The organism is Hydrogenophaga sp. FW305-3-2-15-A-LB1, from assembly GCF_058787875.1.
On the sequence record NZ_JBYTAE010000082.1, the window covers coordinates 1 to 14621 of the forward strand.

The 14621-nt window shown below is 62.5% G+C and carries 18 protein-coding genes; 8 read left to right on the forward strand and 10 right to left on the reverse strand.

Annotation, left to right across the window (positions count from 1 at the left end; translation table 11 throughout):
- Positions 1-214 precede the first annotated feature (214 nt).
- Positions 215-592: a nuclear transport factor 2 family protein gene (locus AC3WPZ_RS22130; protein ID WP_444687015.1), complete on the reverse strand. Its 378-nt coding sequence runs from the start codon at positions 590-592 to the stop codon at positions 215-217.
- Positions 593-665: 73 nt separating this feature from the next.
- Positions 666-2696 carry an elongation factor G gene (gene fusA / locus AC3WPZ_RS22135; protein ID WP_444687014.1) on the reverse strand — a complete coding sequence of 677 codons (2031 nt, stop codon included), beginning with the start codon at positions 2694-2696 and terminating at the stop codon, positions 666-668.
- 520 nt (positions 2697-3216) lie between these two features.
- Here fusA and AC3WPZ_RS22140 point away from each other — a divergent pair.
- On the forward strand, positions 3217-3657 hold the full coding sequence (locus tag AC3WPZ_RS22140) for a hypothetical protein (RefSeq protein WP_444687013.1): 441 nt from the start codon (positions 3217-3219) through the stop codon (positions 3655-3657).
- Positions 3658-3698: 41 nt separating this feature from the next.
- On the opposite strand, the gene AC3WPZ_RS22145 is transcribed toward AC3WPZ_RS22140, so the two are convergent.
- The 3 genes from AC3WPZ_RS22145 to AC3WPZ_RS22155 form a co-directional block, all read right to left on the reverse strand.
- Entirely contained in the window at positions 3699-4250 is a 552-nt protein-coding gene (locus tag AC3WPZ_RS22145) for a hypothetical protein (RefSeq protein ID WP_444687012.1), read from the reverse strand.
- Between the two features lie 96 nt (positions 4251-4346).
- Entirely contained in the window at positions 4347-4691 is a 345-nt protein-coding gene (locus tag AC3WPZ_RS22150) for a hypothetical protein (RefSeq protein WP_444687011.1), read from the reverse strand.
- Positions 4688-4891 carry a hypothetical protein gene (locus AC3WPZ_RS22155; RefSeq protein ID WP_444687010.1) on the reverse strand — a complete coding sequence of 68 codons (204 nt, stop codon included), beginning with the start codon at positions 4889-4891 and terminating at the stop codon, positions 4688-4690. The genes AC3WPZ_RS22150 and AC3WPZ_RS22155 overlap by 4 nt, the downstream gene beginning before the upstream one ends.
- A gap of 108 nt (positions 4892-4999) precedes the next feature.
- Between AC3WPZ_RS22155 and AC3WPZ_RS22160 the strand changes: the two genes are divergently transcribed.
- The 4 genes from AC3WPZ_RS22160 to AC3WPZ_RS22175 all read left to right on the forward strand — a co-directional run bounded on the left by AC3WPZ_RS22160 (position 5000) and on the right by AC3WPZ_RS22175 (position 8190).
- Positions 5000-5395 carry a helix-turn-helix domain-containing protein gene (locus AC3WPZ_RS22160; RefSeq protein WP_492441560.1) on the forward strand — a complete coding sequence of 132 codons (396 nt, stop codon included), beginning with the start codon at positions 5000-5002 and terminating at the stop codon, positions 5393-5395.
- A gap of 84 nt (positions 5396-5479) precedes the next feature.
- Positions 5480-5872 carry a hypothetical protein gene (locus AC3WPZ_RS22165; RefSeq protein WP_444687008.1) on the forward strand — a complete coding sequence of 131 codons (393 nt, stop codon included), beginning with the start codon at positions 5480-5482 and terminating at the stop codon, positions 5870-5872.
- A gap of 347 nt (positions 5873-6219) precedes the next feature.
- On the forward strand, positions 6220-7707 hold the full coding sequence (locus AC3WPZ_RS22170) for a DUF3696 domain-containing protein (RefSeq protein WP_444687007.1): 1488 nt from the start codon (positions 6220-6222) through the stop codon (positions 7705-7707).
- Positions 7708-8190 (forward strand): hypothetical protein, encoded by a 483-nt coding sequence (locus AC3WPZ_RS22175; protein ID WP_444687006.1) that lies wholly within the window; start codon positions 7708-7710, stop codon positions 8188-8190. It abuts the gene before it with no gap.
- Positions 8191-8532: 342 nt separating this feature from the next.
- Here AC3WPZ_RS22175 and AC3WPZ_RS22180 read toward each other — a convergent pair whose 3' ends face one another.
- A complete protein-coding gene (locus AC3WPZ_RS22180) occupies positions 8533-9423 on the reverse strand; it encodes a LysR substrate-binding domain-containing protein (protein WP_444687005.1) in 891 nt (296 codons plus the stop codon).
- 114 nt (positions 9424-9537) lie between these two features.
- On the opposite strand from AC3WPZ_RS22180, the gene AC3WPZ_RS22185 reads away from it, so the two are divergent.
- Together AC3WPZ_RS22185 and AC3WPZ_RS22190 are read left to right on the forward strand one after the other, a co-directional pair.
- Positions 9538-10221, forward strand: a complete 684-nt coding sequence (locus AC3WPZ_RS22185) for a glutathione S-transferase family protein (protein ID WP_444687004.1) — start codon at positions 9538-9540, stop codon at positions 10219-10221.
- Positions 10222-10385: 164 nt separating this feature from the next.
- Entirely contained in the window at positions 10386-10619 is a 234-nt protein-coding gene (locus tag AC3WPZ_RS22190) for a hypothetical protein (protein WP_444687003.1), read from the forward strand.
- On the opposite strand, the gene AC3WPZ_RS22195 is transcribed toward AC3WPZ_RS22190, so the two are convergent.
- The 3 genes from AC3WPZ_RS22195 to AC3WPZ_RS22205 all read right to left on the reverse strand — a co-directional run bounded on the left by AC3WPZ_RS22195 (position 10611) and on the right by AC3WPZ_RS22205 (position 13182).
- Complete coding sequence (locus AC3WPZ_RS22195; RefSeq protein ID WP_444687002.1) at positions 10611-11081, reverse strand: DUF5990 family protein; 471 nt, start codon at positions 11079-11081, stop codon at positions 10611-10613. The two genes, AC3WPZ_RS22190 and AC3WPZ_RS22195, sit on opposite strands and share 9 nt — an antisense overlap.
- Before the next feature lie 125 nt (positions 11082-11206).
- Positions 11207-12205, reverse strand: a complete 999-nt coding sequence (locus AC3WPZ_RS22200) for a Bug family tripartite tricarboxylate transporter substrate binding protein (RefSeq protein WP_444687001.1) — start codon at positions 12203-12205, stop codon at positions 11207-11209.
- 29 nt (positions 12206-12234) lie between these two features.
- On the reverse strand, positions 12235-13182 hold the full coding sequence (locus AC3WPZ_RS22205) for an amidohydrolase family protein (RefSeq protein WP_291115798.1): 948 nt from the start codon (positions 13180-13182) through the stop codon (positions 12235-12237).
- A gap of 108 nt (positions 13183-13290) precedes the next feature.
- Here AC3WPZ_RS22205 and AC3WPZ_RS22210 point away from each other — a divergent pair, with 108 nt between their 5' ends.
- Positions 13291-13731 carry a MarR family winged helix-turn-helix transcriptional regulator gene (locus tag AC3WPZ_RS22210; RefSeq protein ID WP_444687000.1) on the forward strand — a complete coding sequence of 147 codons (441 nt, stop codon included), beginning with the start codon at positions 13291-13293 and terminating at the stop codon, positions 13729-13731.
- Between the two features lie 23 nt (positions 13732-13754).
- On the opposite strand, the gene AC3WPZ_RS22215 is transcribed toward AC3WPZ_RS22210, so the two are convergent.
- Positions 13755-14618 carry a fumarylacetoacetate hydrolase family protein gene (locus tag AC3WPZ_RS22215; RefSeq protein WP_444686999.1) on the reverse strand — a complete coding sequence of 288 codons (864 nt, stop codon included), beginning with the start codon at positions 14616-14618 and terminating at the stop codon, positions 13755-13757.
- Positions 14619-14621: the final 3 nt, after the last annotated feature.

Sequence of the window (14621 nt, forward strand, 5' to 3'; positions counted from 1 at the left end):
GCGGGTGGGTCTGTGGAAGGCGGCTTCGATGCCCGAGCTATATCTTATGTCTTACGACAGGGGCGGCGGCGATACTGCCCGTTTTTTGGGCAACACAGCGCCAAGCCCCGCAGGCACTCGCTGCGGCAAGGTTGCTCCAGCGACATCCACAAAGTTATGCACAGAAAGAAGGGACAAGTCAGGCACTGCCGGCTTTTGGCAGGCGCCGACGGTACTACGCGGCCACCACGCTCGCGTGTGCGGCGACGATCCGCCAGCGCGCGTCCAGCAGCGCCCACACGCGGGTGTATCTGAACGTGCCTTCGAAAGAATCGTTGCCATAGCGTCCAGCCAGCTGCACGCGCACCGCGACAACGGCCACATTGCCGAGCAGCCGGATGCTGCGGTCCGACGCATCGAGCGAGTCCAGCTTCAACAAGCCCGACCTGTGAACCTCAAGGTCTTCCTGCTTCGTCACGACCATGCCTTGGTGGTTCGTGAACAGCAGATCGTCCGCCAGCAGTTCGTCCAGAGCCGGAACATCGGAGGTGCGCATGGCGCGCGCCAGCCGTTCTTCGAGTTCAACAATGGCGTCGAGGTTTGCATCTTTCATGACCGCATATTAATAGGGCCTTGCCACACCATGAGTTCGAGGGGTGCAATCCCTCAGAATTGCACCCCTCTGGTCAAGCTGCAGCCAACTCGGCCACAGCGGGCGGCGCCACCTGGTAGCCATCGAACTGCATCGTGTACTGCGCACGGCCCGATGAAAGCGCGCGCAGCCCACTGATGTAGCCGAACATCTCCTTCAGCGGCACCAGCGCGTCGACCACCGTGGCCGTGCCGCGCACCTCATGCCCTCGCACCTGGCCACGGCGGCGGTGCAGATCGCCGATCACGTCGCCCAGGTATTCGGTGGGCGCGATCACCTCCACGGCCATCACCGGCTCCAGCAGATGCGGCCTGGCCTTGGCAAAGGCATCGCGCAGCGCATGGCTTGCCGCCAGCTCGAAGACCATGGCCGAGGAATCGCGCTCATGGAAAGCGCCATCGAGCAGCACGGCGCGGAAGTCCACGGCCGGGTAGCCCGAAGCCGGGCCGGCTTCGGCCGCGCGCCGGATACCCGCTTCCACCGCGGGAATGAACTCGCGGGGAATGGCACCGCCGACGATGCGGCTTTCGAACTGCACGCCCGCACCTCGCTCCAGAGGCTCCAGGCGCAGCGTGAGCTGTGCGAACTGGCCGGGGCCGCCGCTCTGCTTCTTGTGCACATGCGTCAGTTCCGCAGCCGTGGCAATGGTCTCGCGGTAGGCCACCTGAGGGCGGCCCACCACCACGCCCACGCCATAACGGTCGTGCAGCTTGTGCACGGCAACCTCCAGCTGAAGCTCGCCCATGCCGGACAGGATGGTCTGCCCCGATTCCTCGTCCTGGCGCACGCGCAGGCTCGGGTCCTCGCGCAGCATGCTCTGCAGCGCCTTGGACAGACCCTGCTGGTCGGCCTTGGTGCGCGGCTCCAGCGCCATGTGGATCACTGGCTCCGGCACGGCGATGGACTCCAGCTGCACCGGGTGCCTGGGATCGCTCAGGGTCTGGCCCGTGAGGGTGTCCTTGAAGCCGACCACCGCAGCGATCTCGCCCGCCACGAGCTCATCGCGTTCGATGCGCTTGTCGGCATGCACCTCGTAGAGGCGGGCCGCGCGCTCCATGCGCCCGGTGCTGGCGTTGAGCACCGAGTCGCCACGCCGCAACCGGCCCGCATACAGGCGCACGAAGACCATGCTGCCGTGCTCGTCGGTCACCACCTTGAACGCCAGGGCGGCCAGCGGCGCGCTGTCAAGGCCCGTGGCCGTGCCTTCGCGCTCGCCAGGCGCGGGCAGCCAGTCGACCACCGCGTCCAGCAGCGGCTCGACACCGCGATTGCGGAAGGCCGAACCCGCCAGCACCGGCACAAAGGCGCGCTTGCGCACGCCCGCACGGATGCAGCGCTGCAGCAGCTCCACCGAGGGCTCTTCGCCCCGCAGCCAGGCCTCCAGGGCCTCGTCGTCCTGTTCGACCACCGCTTCCAGCAGGCGCGCGCGGGCCGCCTGGGCCTGGGCCAGGAGGTCAGAGGGAATGGCGGCTTCCTGCACCGGTTGCGATGCATCGTCACGCTCCCACAGCAGGGCACGCATGCGCACCAGGTCCACGACGCCGCGGAACCCACCCTCGGCGCCGATGGGCAGGTGCACCGGCACGGCCTGCACACCCAGGCGCTCGCGCATCGACGCGATCACGCGTTCGAAGTTCGCACCCGTGCGGTCGAGCTTGTTGACGAAAGCGATGCGCGGCACCTCGTGCCGGTCCGCCAGGCGCCAGTTGGTTTCGGTCTGCGGCTCCACGCCAGCCACACCGTCGAGCACCACCACGGCGCCATCGAGCACGCGCAACGCGCGGCCCACCTCGATGTTGAAGTCGATGTGGCCGGGTGTGTCGATCAGGTTGATCTGCACCCCACGCCAATGCACGGTGGTGGCGGCGCTGTTGATGGTGATGCCGCGTCGGCGCTCCTCGGGGTCGAAGTCCATGTGGGCAGCGCCGTCGTGCACTTCGCCCATGCGGTGGCTCTCGCCCGTGTAGTAGAGGATGCGTTCGCTGGTCGTGGTCTTGCCCGCGTCCACATGGGCAATGATGCCGATGTTGCGGATGCCGTTGGTGTTGTTGTTGATGCGGTTCATGGTGAATCTTTCCGGACCCTTTCGAGGGTCCACATGTCAGGACGATCAAGCCGCCCCGGCATGGATTCACCGGAGCTGGCTCAGGAGGGAAGGGCTCGGCCGGACCACGGGCGCACGCGCACGCATCCCACGTTCCGGCGGGCGGAAATCGTGGCGATCAGCTTGTCGTAAGTGCGCGTGAACATGTTGGAACCTGAAAAAAACAAAACCCCGGAAGACCATGCCTGCCGGGGTTGTGGGGCCGGAAGGTCATCGCCTTCCGATTGCCGTCGAAAGGACGCAGCTAGGCAGCGAACGTGGGTTGGACAACGTTGAAATTGAACATGCGCGTATTTTCCAGGAATTGGAGTGCCCTGAGTGTCAGTAGGGCTGGAGCTGGGCAAGATGAACATGGCGCTCGATGTGCGGGGCGATCTGGCCCGGCGCAGCCTGATTCCGCTCCGATCAGGACAGAGCGCTGCTACAGTTTTTCAAGTTGAAGCCGATACGGTGAGCACCCAGTGGCACTTATCACTTCAAGATGACCAAAAAACTCCTCACCCTACTTCTTGTTCTCGCCAGCGCGACAGCTTGGGCCGAGTGCTCCATCACCGCTGAGCGCACCTCGACAGTTGTTGACGCACAGAAAAGCACGAACTGGGACGGATGGAACATCAAGAACTACGATGCCGTGTGCGCAAAGCTTGCCAAGGCCAACGCCAGATTGGTGATCGTCGGCGAGGCCGTGGTCTTGAGCAATCGGTCGATTGGCTGGGTGATGGTGGGCCTCAAAGATCGGACATCGGATATTTCCACTTTTCACTTCGCGTCAAGTCGAACGACGGTCAACGACCACGCCAGCCAGGACACCGCAAATTCGCTGCTGGTTGAATCGATGCACATGGCGGTCGACAACTGGCCGCGCCTGGACGAGGCCATTGCCGCGCTGGACAAAGCAAGAGCCACAGCGCGCAAGAAGTAGCACGTCAAATCGATGGGCGCCCATCGCCGCCCAAGCTCGAATCAAGCCATCGGCAGCACATGCCCCGTGCCCAACAAAGTGCGGCCCGACAGCAGCGCGAACTTGGTGCCATTCTTGAGCTGGGCCAGCGCCAGCTCCGGGCGCAGGAACTGCACCTCCAGCGTGCAAGGCACCTCGGGCACCGGCTCCCCATCGGTCGGCACGGCCAGGCGCGTGGTGAACCCTTCTGAGCCCACCACCAGCGCCCCATCGAAGTAACCCGCACGGATCGGCCGGCTCAGCACCGGCGTGTCGGCTGCGAGCAAGGTGAGTTCGATCCGCGCATCTGGCTTGAACACCGTGCCCGCCGCGAAACCCTGCGGCAGGTGCTTCGGCGCCTTCGCGCGCTGGATCAGCCAGCCAATGATGTTGCCGATGATCGGCAGCCACAACACCATCAGCACGGAACCCAGATCGCGCGCCAGCGAAGGCTGCGGCGCGAGCCAGCGCACCAGGCCGCCGATGAGCGCGAGCACCAGCATCATCACCGTGATGATCTGGCGGCGCTTGGAAATGGAGGAGGCGGAAGAAGGGGGAGAAGAGGGTTGGGTCATGGTGGTGCAGGATACGGCTTGCCCAGCGCCGCCAGCGCGATGGATCGAAGAAGAGTCGTCATGCCCATGCCCCCAAGGCTGGCGCGCTCGGCCCGTTCAGTCCCAGCGAAGGGAAAACGTCGCGTTGTCGAACTCGCCGCAGTCGGCGGCGGCGTCCAGCAGGCGGGCCGCGAGTTCGCGCGCCTGCTCGGCGCTGAGGGTCCATTCCGTTTCCAGCGGCGCCTTGCTGGCCTGCAGCACCACGTCATAAGGGGCATCTTTCACCTTCGCGCGGCGCGTGGACACCTTCAGCTCCGCCGACGTGCTGTGGTGAAGCGAAAACCACATGCGCTGCGTCGACACCGGTTTCGGGAAGAAGGGCATGTGCTCCGGATCGGGCGTGCACGTGGGCACCGCTGCTGATGCTGCCTGAGGGGTTGGTTTGCGGCCAAAGAGTTTCATGAGGTCACCTTTTCGTTGTCGTTCAAGCCCAGCTCACGCAGCACCGCGAGGCGGCACACGCTGGCCATGGAGCGCTGTTCGCGCTCGGCCCGCTTTTTCACATGCTCCAGCTCAAACGGGGTGAGCCGCAGCGCGATGGGGCGCGAACTGTTGACCCCGTTGGGGACGCGCTTGCGAGACGAAGAGACGAATGTGGACATGGTCGAAATGACTCCTTTCCCTGGGCTAGCATTGAGTAACGGAAAAATACACAAAAGGTGCACGTTCTGCCGAACGTGCGTTCCATAGTATCAGATTGGTTCGGAAATATGAATACTTTTGGCGGACGATTATTTGAGGAGCGGCACCGGCTACAGCTGAGCCAGACGGAATTGGCCCTGGCGATGGGGGTCACGGAGCGTTCGATCGGAAATTACGAGCGCGGGCGACGCAGTCCAGATGCGGAGCACCTATTGCGTCTCTTCGAAAAGGGGATGGACGTGTACTACGTCTTAACGGGCAAGCGCGCGTCTGAGCGGATGGATCTGAGCCCCATGCAGCGAGCCGTGCTCGACGACTTCGATTGTTGTTCACATGTGAAGCAAGTCGAGGCGGTGAGGTACATGGCGTTGCTCGCCGAGGGTGGGACGCCAAGTGTGCCGGCCAAGCAGGTCCGCAAGAAACGGACGAGAGAGGCCGAAGCCAATCGCAGTAAGAGCAGCTGAGGAGCCGAGCCAGAAAGCAGGACGGTTTTGGGAAGACATTTCCTTTCGAGCACAAGGTCGTCCAACAGATCCAAGATGCAGCAAATGAGTATCTTCACCGAGAGATTTTTGGAGGAAAGGCGTCGGCTCAAGCTGAACCAGCAAGTTTGCCGATGCCGTTGGAATCTCGAAGCGCTCGATCAGAAACTACGAGCGAGGGAGCGAGCCCCGTACGCACGGGTGCTCGTCAAGTTGGGCGAGGTCGGCGTGAACGTGTGCTACCTGCTGACTGGCAAGCGCATCTCGACGAGGCTGGGACTGGGGCCTATGCAGCGAGCCGTTCTCGACGACTCCGATCGTTGCTCTCACGAAAAGCAGATCGAGGTGGTGAGGTACATAGCACTGCTTGCTAAGGGGGCGACGCCGGGTGTGCCTGCCAAGCAGGTTCGCAAGAGCCGGACGATGGAAGCCGCAGATAAGCGCAAGAAGGTCAGCTGAGGCATCGATCCAGAAAGACCCCTGTGGCCTTCTTTTCTTTGCCGCTGCCTTTACGTACAGACCTAGAGTCGTTCGGTGGTCATAGAGCGCGGTTTGTCGATGCCCCCAGTTGCTGATCGCTAAGGCGGTGGCCGCTTTGACCGCCTGCGGCCTTCAATCTATTGAAGTTTATAAGTACAGCGGCATAGACGTTGGAAAGCTAACCGGTCGTCTACAGGCACGCTATTTGTGGTGAAAACTGTGTGAAAACGCGCACGCGTGGCAGCTTTGCCGCACCTTGGAGTTGATGATCATCAGCACTTCACGTTACATTCCGTCACTATGGAGACGCGAGTACTAAGGCCAATATGAACAAAAAATTGCATTCGCATTATCAGATTCGCTGGAAAAATTTTCGGCGATTTGAAGATACAGACTGGATTACGCTAACCCCGCTAACGATCCTGCTTGGCTCCAATAACAGCGGAAAGAGTAGTGTAATTTCGCCATTGCTTCTTCTTGCGCAAACGATGGCGTCCTCTGACTCGGAGGCACCAATTGTCCCCAGCGGACCGCTAATCGATCTTGGGAGCTACAAGGACTTTGTCCATTTGCATGACATAACTCGCGAATTATTCTTCGGGTTTCGGTTTCATGTGCATGATCGGCCCAAAGAGAGAATAAAACCAGTGGGCGCCTATGCCCCCGGGGGTGTCGAAGTTACATTCAAAGCGGGGGCGCATGCCCAAGAAATTAAGCTGCTCAAATATGTCGTTACTGACATGTTCAATCGACCATTTTTTGCCCGTACATTAAATGGTAGTCAATATGCAGTAGAGGGTGCATTAAGTAAGAAATTGCATGCCGGAGAAAAAGACGCGATTGCACGAGACACTCCTGTTAATTTTGCCTTTTCACCGACTAATTTGCTTTATCAACTGGATAAGCAAGAATTGGACGGCGATGAAGAGTCGGAAATTTCCGGATTTACACCATCGTTTTCTTCATACCTTCGGGCAGCTGGTTTTACGTATTCGTACGTTCGAGGGTTGCTTAACGGTTTGAGCTACGTTGGTCCTCTTCGTGCAAAACTGCAACGATATTATCGATTTTCGGGTGAACTTCCCATAACTGTGGGGTCGCAGGGAGAGCATGCTGCTAATCTATTCCGGCGGAAAGCCAAAGAGCTCAGCGGTCAGATCGACGAATGGGTGAAGGCCTTTGAATTCGGTGATCGGCTCCGATATCACAAAATCAACGACGATCTCTTTCAACTTCTTTTCGAAGCGGGGGAGGAGAAAACAAATGTTGCCGACGCTGGTTTCGGAGCATCTCAGGTATTGCCGTTGATCATTCAGGCTGTTGCGGCTCCAGAGGACAGCCTGACTCTTGCAGAGCAGCCTGAAATTCATCTCAACCCGAAAATTCAGTGTGTATTGGCTGACCTTTTCGTACGCATGGCAACAACCGGTCATAGAGTGGTAGTCGAAACGCACAGTGAACACCTAATTGTTAGATTGAGGAGGCTCGTGGCAGAGGGGAAAATAGATTCTAGCGATGTTAGTTTATATTTTGTAGAAAAAAATAAAGGTGTATCGACAATCCGAAAAATTGAAATCGAGGCTGATGGAGGTATCGAATTAGATGCTTGGCCCAAAGGGTTTTTTGACGATGCATTGCGCGAATCCTTTGCGTTAGCAATTGCTCAAGCGGAAGCTGCGAAAAATAAACCCGAAGTTGATTCAAGGATTTCAGGGAGATCTACTGAAAACACTCTGGCGCCACCGCACGGTGCTCGAGTGAATTCGAGAGCGGCTCCTAAAAAATTTGCCCGTAAAAGAATTGAGGGTAAATAAATGCCGCTGCTTTCAGATATAACGATCGATACGAATGTTTTAATGCATGCTTGCAATCCTAAAGAGGCTAGGTGCATTGATGCATTAAACTTTTTAAACGCATTGATTGCAGCATCTACTAAACTGGCTGTTGATCAGGGATTTAGTCTTGATTCCTCAAAAAATAGTAGCAAAATTGGGCATGAATATTTGGCCCGCTTGTCACCCCAAAGTTTTGCTGCACAAGTTGTCGCAACGATGGCGGCAAGTAAAAGAATTTCCCTTATTGAAGTTAATTTTAGTGCGGCCGATAAACGGAAGCTAAATCAAATTCTTTCTAATAAACGTGACCGAACGTTTGTTTTGGTTTGTGCTGCGTCGGAAGGAAAATCATTTGTTTCGCATGATTTTGGTGATTTTCCAGAAAAAAAGCGAAGAGAGCTTCAGGGGCATTTCGGTGTGTCAATCGTCGAGTGTTGTCAGACTACGGGTTTTTTTAGTTAAACCAGTAGAGTGATAAACGAGTACTCGTGCGCGCTCCCCCGCAGGGGGACTCCGCGCGTTCCACACGAATGGGTTTGCGAATGTGAGCCGGCGGTCGGGTTTGCGCTCCTCCGTCGAACACGCATCGCGAGGCTGCTCGCGCTGGTCAGCTATCTGCTCTAAGTCATCGCCGTTTGTGCATGCAAAAAGAAAAAAGCCCGGCCACCAACAAGGCGGACGGGCTAAAGCTGCAGATCCTCAAGGAGACAACAACAGCAACTGCTTGGAGCCACACACCGCATGGTGTCTGGCCTGGGGCCATTGTACTGTACGTTAATACAGTATTTTGCTGCAAAGTCAGGTTCAAGCCGTCGACCCCAGCTGTTCCGAAAGAAACTCCAGCACCACGCGCACCGAAGGCAGCAGGCTGCGGCGGTGCGGCACCAGCGCGGTGGTGGTGACGCGGCCCGCCGTCCAGCGCGTCAGCACGCGCACCAGTTCTCCTCGCGCCAGATGGTGCTGGCAGATGCTCTCGGGCAGGCACACGATGCCCAGCCCGGCCGTGGCCGCGTGCAGCAGCGCCACGGATTCGTCGGCCACCATGCGCGGCTGCGGCTCGGCGGTCTGCACTTCGCCTTTGCTGTTGCTCAGCGTCCAGCGCGTGGCGTCCACGCCCGTCAGCAGGGCCTGGTGCGCCGCGAGGTCGGTCGGCTGGCGCGGTGTGCCGTGCTCGCGCAGGTAGGCCGGGGCCGCGACCACCATCACCGGCTCTACTTTGAGCGTGCGCTGCACCAGGCCCGAGTCGGGCAGGGGGGCGAAGTGGCTGCGCAGCGCGATGTCGAAGCCTTCCTGCACCAGGTCCACGAACCGGTCGCTGGCGTGCAGCTGCAATTGCAGGCGGGGCCAGGTGCGGGCGAGCGTGGGCAGGTGGGGCGCCAGCTGGAACTGCACCACCGGCACGGCAGCGGTGAGCCGCACGGTGCCGCTGGGCTCGGCCAGGCGCGACTGCACCACCTGCTGCGCGCTTTCCACCTCCACCAGCGCGGCGCGTGCGTGTTGGTAGAAGTCGTGCCCGGTGTCGGTGAGGCGGAAGCTGCGCGAGTTGCGCTCGATGAGGCGCACGCCCAGGCTGGCTTCGAGCGCGGCCACGCGCTTGCTCAGGGTGGATTTCGGCACCGAGAAGCGCCGGGCCGCAGGCGCGAAGCCGCCGCTTTCCACGGCCTGGGCGAACAGGGTGAGGTCGTTCAGGTTCATGCCGCCATTGTCCACAGATGTGGACGATGCGTTGCTTTTTTCCAGTCTAGGCGGCCATCGTCCACGCCGCAAGAATGCACTCCTTCGTCAATGCAACAGGAGTTGAAACCCACCATGAAACCGATTCTTCTTTTCTACGGCGTGCCCGAGGGCTGTTCGTTTGGCGCCATCGTGGCGCTGGAGTGGAGCGGCCTGCCTTACCAGCTGTGCCGCATCCAGATGCCCGAGGTGGTGAGCAGCGAGGCCTTCAAGCGCATCAACCCGGTGGGCGAAACGCCCTCGCTGCGCACGGCCGATGGCCGCTTCGTGAGCCAGAGCATGGCCATCCTGCATCACATCGGTGCGGCGGCGGCTGCTTCCAGTGAGTTGGTGCCTGCGCAGGGCAGTGCGGCGTTCGACCGCTTCAACGAGATGCTGGCGTTCCTGAACACCGATTTCTTCGAAGCGTTCGCACCGCTCTGGTATGCGATGGAACACGGCCTGCAAGGCGAAGCGCTGCGCGCGGCGACGGCCATGGGGCGCGACAAGGTGCGCCGCGCCCATGCCGCGCTGGAGCGTTTGCTGGCCGGGCGCGACTGGCTGGTGGGCGAGCGCCGCACGGCGGCGGACGCGTATTTCCTGGGCATCGCGCGCTGGAACGATTTCCACCAGGTGCTGGACCGCCGCGACTACCCGGCGTTGAATGCCTTGTATGAGCGCCTGCAGGCCGACCCCGCCGTGCGTTTCGCGCATGGGGTGGAGCATGGGGAGGTGGTGCGCAGCACGGGGGCGTTTGCCGGGCATGTGGAGCTGCAATGAGCGGCCACAGGTCGCCTCGATGGTCCTGCCTGGGCTAGCATGTCGGGCATCGGCCAGAAGCGGTCGCGCGCTGCGCTCCGCAAGCGCTTGTCCCAACCACGTGTGGCATCCATGACCTTTACAGTCCCCGGAGCGGCTGGATACGGTGCGAACGGGAGGTGGCCATGGAAGCGGTCGCCGCGCTGACGGCCGACAACGGGCAGGTCTTCATGTCTCTGCGGCACGGCCCGATACCGGAAGGCCGAAGAATGTTTGACTTCTCTGCGGAGGACACGGTTCGGTTGGCCGCACGGCACGGGCTGCATTGCCACCACCAGGCCGAGCGCGAAGACATGCTGGGGCGGGCCGATGTCAGCTGGAGCTTCCTGGCACTGCGCCGGCTGGCCGCTTCAGCGTAGCTCAGCGGGCACGATGCGCTTGACCAGTTGCCAGCGGATCGCCTGAGGGCCCACGGTCGCGCACACCGGCCCGCCGTCTCGCGCCGTGCCGTGGATGCGGCCTTCGATGGCGCAGTTGGCGTCTCCTGCGGCGGTCTCCACCAAGGGCTGGGGGATGCCGGCCAACTTGATCTTCGCCCTTCGCTCCCAGCGTGAATCGGGTTGGCCTGCGTAGGTCCCGGAGTTCAGGTAAATGAAGCGGTCGGCCGGTGTGCCTTGCGCGAACGGGCCACGGAAGTTGAACGATCCGTCCGGCAGCGTGGGGCCGAGACTCATGGTGATGGCGAACGACACGAGCTCGGCCGTCGACGCGTAGGGCGGCAGCAAGCCATCGCGGCCGTGTTGCACCGCAAAACGGACGCCGGACGGGAACGCCGTGACGGCAAGGATGATCTGAAGTTCAGCGGTCGTTCCGTTTTTCATGGCTTCGCGGTGACGGGCTTGTGAGGGCTCTGGCGCATGCTCGCTGCAGGCCGACCGCCATCCTAGCTGAGACACGAAAAAACAAGGGCCCCATCGGGCCCTTGTTTTGGAACCTGCGCTCGCGCTCAGTCCGCCTTCAGCTTCACCGCCTGAAACACCCGCTGCAGCCGCTGCGCTTCGGCGCTGTAGAAGGCCTGTGCCTGCTTCAGGGGCATGGCGCGCGTGAGCGCCACGCCGCCGGCTTCGCGGGTGTACACACCGAACTCCGGCCCTTGCAGGGCGGTGTCGATGGCTTTGTGCACGGCGCTCACCACGTCGCTGGGCGTCTGGCGCGGCAGGAAGACGCCAGTCCACACGGTGTAGACGAAGTCTTTCAGGCTGGGGTCAACCTCGCTCAGGCGCGGCAGGCCGGCCACGGTCTTGTCGGCGGTGTGGGCCAGGGCGCGCAGCGTGCCGGCTTCGATCAGTTTGGCGGTGCTGCCGGCCATGGGCAGGAAGGCCACGTCCACCTGGCCGCCAATGAGGTCGTTCACGGCCGGTGCCAGGCCTTTGTAGGGCACGTGCATGAGCTGCTGCGTGCCGGTGAGCATCTTGAAGTGCTCGCCCATGAGGTGGTAGAGCGTGCCGCTGCCGGGCGTGGCGTAGGTCAGGGCTTTGTTGCTCGGGTTCTTGAGGTAGTCCACCAGGGCCTGCGCCGAGTTGATCTGCAGGCTGGGCCGCACCACGAGCGCGATGTTGGTGTACGAGAGCTGCGAGACGAGCACGAGGTCGTCGGGCTTGTAGCGCACGCTGGGCATGGTCAGCGGCGGCAGGATGGGCTCGGCCACCGTGGTGAGCAGCATGGTGTGGCCGTCGGCCGGCGCGGCCAGCACCTTGCCCACGCCCATGGCGCCGCCGACGCCGGCGAAGTTTTCCACGATGACGGTTTCGCCCAGGGCTTTCTGCATCAGCGGTTGCATGACGCGCGCGACCATGTCGGCCGGGCCGCCGGCGGGGAAGGGCACGACGACGGAGAGGCGGCGCGCGGGGAAGGCCCCCTGCGCATGGGCCAGTGGGGCGACGAGGGTGCCGAGGGCTGGCGCCAGGGCAGCGGCCAGCAGGGAGCGACGAGCGATCTTCTTCATGGTGTCTTGTCTCCGGTGTGATGGGGTGGTCAGGCGGCGGCCTTGGCGGGCGGCGTCGCGGGGCGGTGCTGTTTGCTCTGGTCGATGCGGTAGAGGCGCGTGGCGTTGCCGCCGAGGATGAGTTCCAGCGCGTGGTCGGGGATCTCGGGCATGTCGAGCGCGCGCGCGTGTTCGTTGATGTTCTGCACGGTCTTGTGGAAGGTCCACATGAAGGGATTCTCCGAGCCGTAGAGCAGGCGTTCCCAGGGGTTGACGCAGCCGAAGTCGTGGATGAGCTGGTAGACGGTGCGCGGATGGTAGAAGCCCAGCGCGCTGAGGTCGGCATGGAAGTTGGGGTTGCGCGCGACCACGCCCATGGCTTCGGCGGCGTAGGGGTAGCCCAGGTGGCAGATGACCACTTTCATCTTGGGGAAGCGCTGGCCCACTTCGTCGAGCAGCCAGGGCTGCTGCAGCTTCATGTCGGCGCCGCAGACGGGCGTGAAGCCCATGTGGAAATGCACCGGCACGCCGAGCGCGGAGGCGGCTTCGTACAGGGGTTCGCAGGCCTTGTCGCGCGGGTCGAAGTGCGCGTAGGTGGGGTAGAGCTTGATGCCGCGGAAGTCGTGCTCGCGCACGCAGCGCTCGAGTTCGTCGGCGGCGCCCCAGGGGTCGATGATGGGGTCGGCGCTGCAGATGCCGATGAGCCGGCCCTTGGAGGCCTTGACCTGCTGGGCCACGAATTCGTTGGGCACGTTGTAAGGGCGCTGCTCGGGCGGGAGCACGCGGTTCCAGTTGCCGGCGAGCACGCAGCACACGTCGATGCCGACTTCGTCCATCACGTGGACGAGCATCTCGCCGTCGCGGCGCTCGGACTTCACTTCGGTGCTGTGGTACCGGAAGCCACGGTCGCTCCAGTTCTTGCGCAGCTCGCTGTAGATGTGCTGCGAGACGTGAACACCCGGCTGGCCCAGGTGGATGTGGTTGTCGACGACGAACATGCGGTCTCCTGATTGATATTGGGCCGAAGTGTAGTCATCGAATAGTTCGATGTCAAACTAATAGACGAAGAATGATCGGGTGACTGCGTGCTATCCTGCCGGCTGCCCATGGCCGATTGCACCCCTCCTTCTTCTCCCGCGCTCGACGCTTACGTCGGGTACCACCTTCGAAAAGCGCACAACCAGGCGCTGCGCCGCCTGGACACGGCGCTGGGCAAGCTGCAGCTGACGACGGCCATGTATGGCGTGCTGGAGCTGTTGAGCTGCAATGTGGAGTTGCCGCAGGGCCAGCTGGCGCGCGGTGTGGGGCTGACGAACCCGTCGATGGTGCCGCTGGCGGACAAGCTGGCCGAGCGCGGCCTGATCGACCGCACGCGCCAGGAGCACGACCGCCGCACGGTGTACCTGAAGCTCACGCCCGAGGGGCGCAAGTGCTGGAGCCGCGCCGCGCGCATCGTGCGCGAGCACGAGGCGGCGCTGCGCGCCGCGCTCTCCGATGCCGAGACCGCCGAACTGATCCGGCTGCTGGGCAAGATCACCGGGGACTGAGCCCCGGTCCTGCCCCGGGGCGTTCAGGCCATTTCTGCCTCGATGGGGTTGCGCAGCACGCCCAGCGCATCCACTTCCACTTCCACCACATCGCCCGGTCGCATGTAGAGCGGCGGCTGGCGCTTGAAGCCGACGCCGCCCGGGGTGCCGGTGACGATGACGTCGCCCGCTTCGAGTTCGGTGAAGCAGCTGATATGCGCGATGAGCGAGGGGATGCTGTGGATGAGCAGGTCGGTGGTGGTGCGCTGCACTTCTTCGCCGTTGAGGCGGGTGATCAGGGTCATGACCTGATCGGGGCGGATCTCGTCGGCCGTGACCATCCAGGGGCCGAAGGCACCGGTGCGCGCGAAGTTCTTGCCGGCGGTCCATTGCGAGGTGGCGGTCTGCCAGTCGCGGATGCTGGCGTCGTTGTAGCAGGCGTAGCCGGCCACGTGCGCCCAGGCCGCGCTCTCGGCGATGCGGCGCCCCGGCTTGCCGATGATGACGGCGATCTCGCCTTCGAAGTCGAGCGCGGGCGATTCGGGCGGGATGAGCAGGGCCTGGCCGTGCCCGGCCTGCGAGTTGGCCACGCGCAGGAACAGCGTGGGCGCTTGCTGCTGCGTGACTTGCCGGCCGGTCTCGCGCACGTGGTCGGCGTAGTTGAGGCCCACGCAGACGATCTTGGCCGGCCGGCCGATCACGGGCAGGAACTCGACGGCGTCGAGCGGGATGCGCTCGGTGGCGGCGCGCGCGAGGGCGGCGGCCTTGTCAAGCAGGCCTTGCGCGATCGCGCTCTGGAGGTCGGGCGCGAGCGCGCCCAGGGCGGGGCGCAGGTCCACGAGGTGCTGGTCGTCGATCACGGCGCCGTAGGTGGCGGTGCCCTGGTGCAGGAAGCTGGCGAATTTCAAGAG

What these genes read in the sequence shown, in the direction of transcription:
- AC3WPZ_RS22130 (WP_444687015.1), bottom strand. Translation starts at nt 592, where the DNA reads ATGAAAGATGCAAACCTCGACGCCATTGTTGAACTCGAAGAACGGCTG.
- fusA (WP_444687014.1), bottom strand. Translation starts at nt 2,696, where the DNA reads ATGAACCGCATCAACAACAACACCAACGGCATCCGCAACATCGGCATC.
- AC3WPZ_RS22140 (WP_444687013.1), top strand. Translation starts at nt 3,217, where the DNA reads ATGACCAAAAAACTCCTCACCCTACTTCTTGTTCTCGCCAGCGCGACA.
- AC3WPZ_RS22145 (WP_444687012.1), bottom strand. Translation starts at nt 4,250, where the DNA reads ATGACCCAACCCTCTTCTCCCCCTTCTTCCGCCTCCTCCATTTCCAAG.
- AC3WPZ_RS22150 (WP_444687011.1), bottom strand. Translation starts at nt 4,691, where the DNA reads ATGAAACTCTTTGGCCGCAAACCAACCCCTCAGGCAGCATCAGCAGCG.
- AC3WPZ_RS22155 (WP_444687010.1), bottom strand. Translation starts at nt 4,891, where the DNA reads ATGTCCACATTCGTCTCTTCGTCTCGCAAGCGCGTCCCCAACGGGGTC.
- AC3WPZ_RS22160 (WP_492441560.1), top strand. Translation starts at nt 5,000, where the DNA reads ATGAATACTTTTGGCGGACGATTATTTGAGGAGCGGCACCGGCTACAG.
- AC3WPZ_RS22165 (WP_444687008.1), top strand. Translation starts at nt 5,480, where the DNA reads ATGAGTATCTTCACCGAGAGATTTTTGGAGGAAAGGCGTCGGCTCAAG.
- AC3WPZ_RS22170 (WP_444687007.1), top strand. Translation starts at nt 6,220, where the DNA reads ATGAACAAAAAATTGCATTCGCATTATCAGATTCGCTGGAAAAATTTT.
- AC3WPZ_RS22175 (WP_444687006.1), top strand. Translation starts at nt 7,708, where the DNA reads ATGCCGCTGCTTTCAGATATAACGATCGATACGAATGTTTTAATGCAT.
- AC3WPZ_RS22180 (WP_444687005.1), bottom strand. Translation starts at nt 9,423, where the DNA reads ATGAACCTGAACGACCTCACCCTGTTCGCCCAGGCCGTGGAAAGCGGC.
- AC3WPZ_RS22185 (WP_444687004.1), top strand. Translation starts at nt 9,538, where the DNA reads ATGAAACCGATTCTTCTTTTCTACGGCGTGCCCGAGGGCTGTTCGTTT.
- AC3WPZ_RS22190 (WP_444687003.1), top strand. Translation starts at nt 10,386, where the DNA reads ATGGAAGCGGTCGCCGCGCTGACGGCCGACAACGGGCAGGTCTTCATG.
- AC3WPZ_RS22195 (WP_444687002.1), bottom strand. Translation starts at nt 11,081, where the DNA reads ATGAAAAACGGAACGACCGCTGAACTTCAGATCATCCTTGCCGTCACG.
- AC3WPZ_RS22200 (WP_444687001.1), bottom strand. Translation starts at nt 12,205, where the DNA reads ATGAAGAAGATCGCTCGTCGCTCCCTGCTGGCCGCTGCCCTGGCGCCA.
- AC3WPZ_RS22205 (WP_291115798.1), bottom strand. Translation starts at nt 13,182, where the DNA reads ATGTTCGTCGTCGACAACCACATCCACCTGGGCCAGCCGGGTGTTCAC.
- AC3WPZ_RS22210 (WP_444687000.1), top strand. Translation starts at nt 13,291, where the DNA reads ATGGCCGATTGCACCCCTCCTTCTTCTCCCGCGCTCGACGCTTACGTC.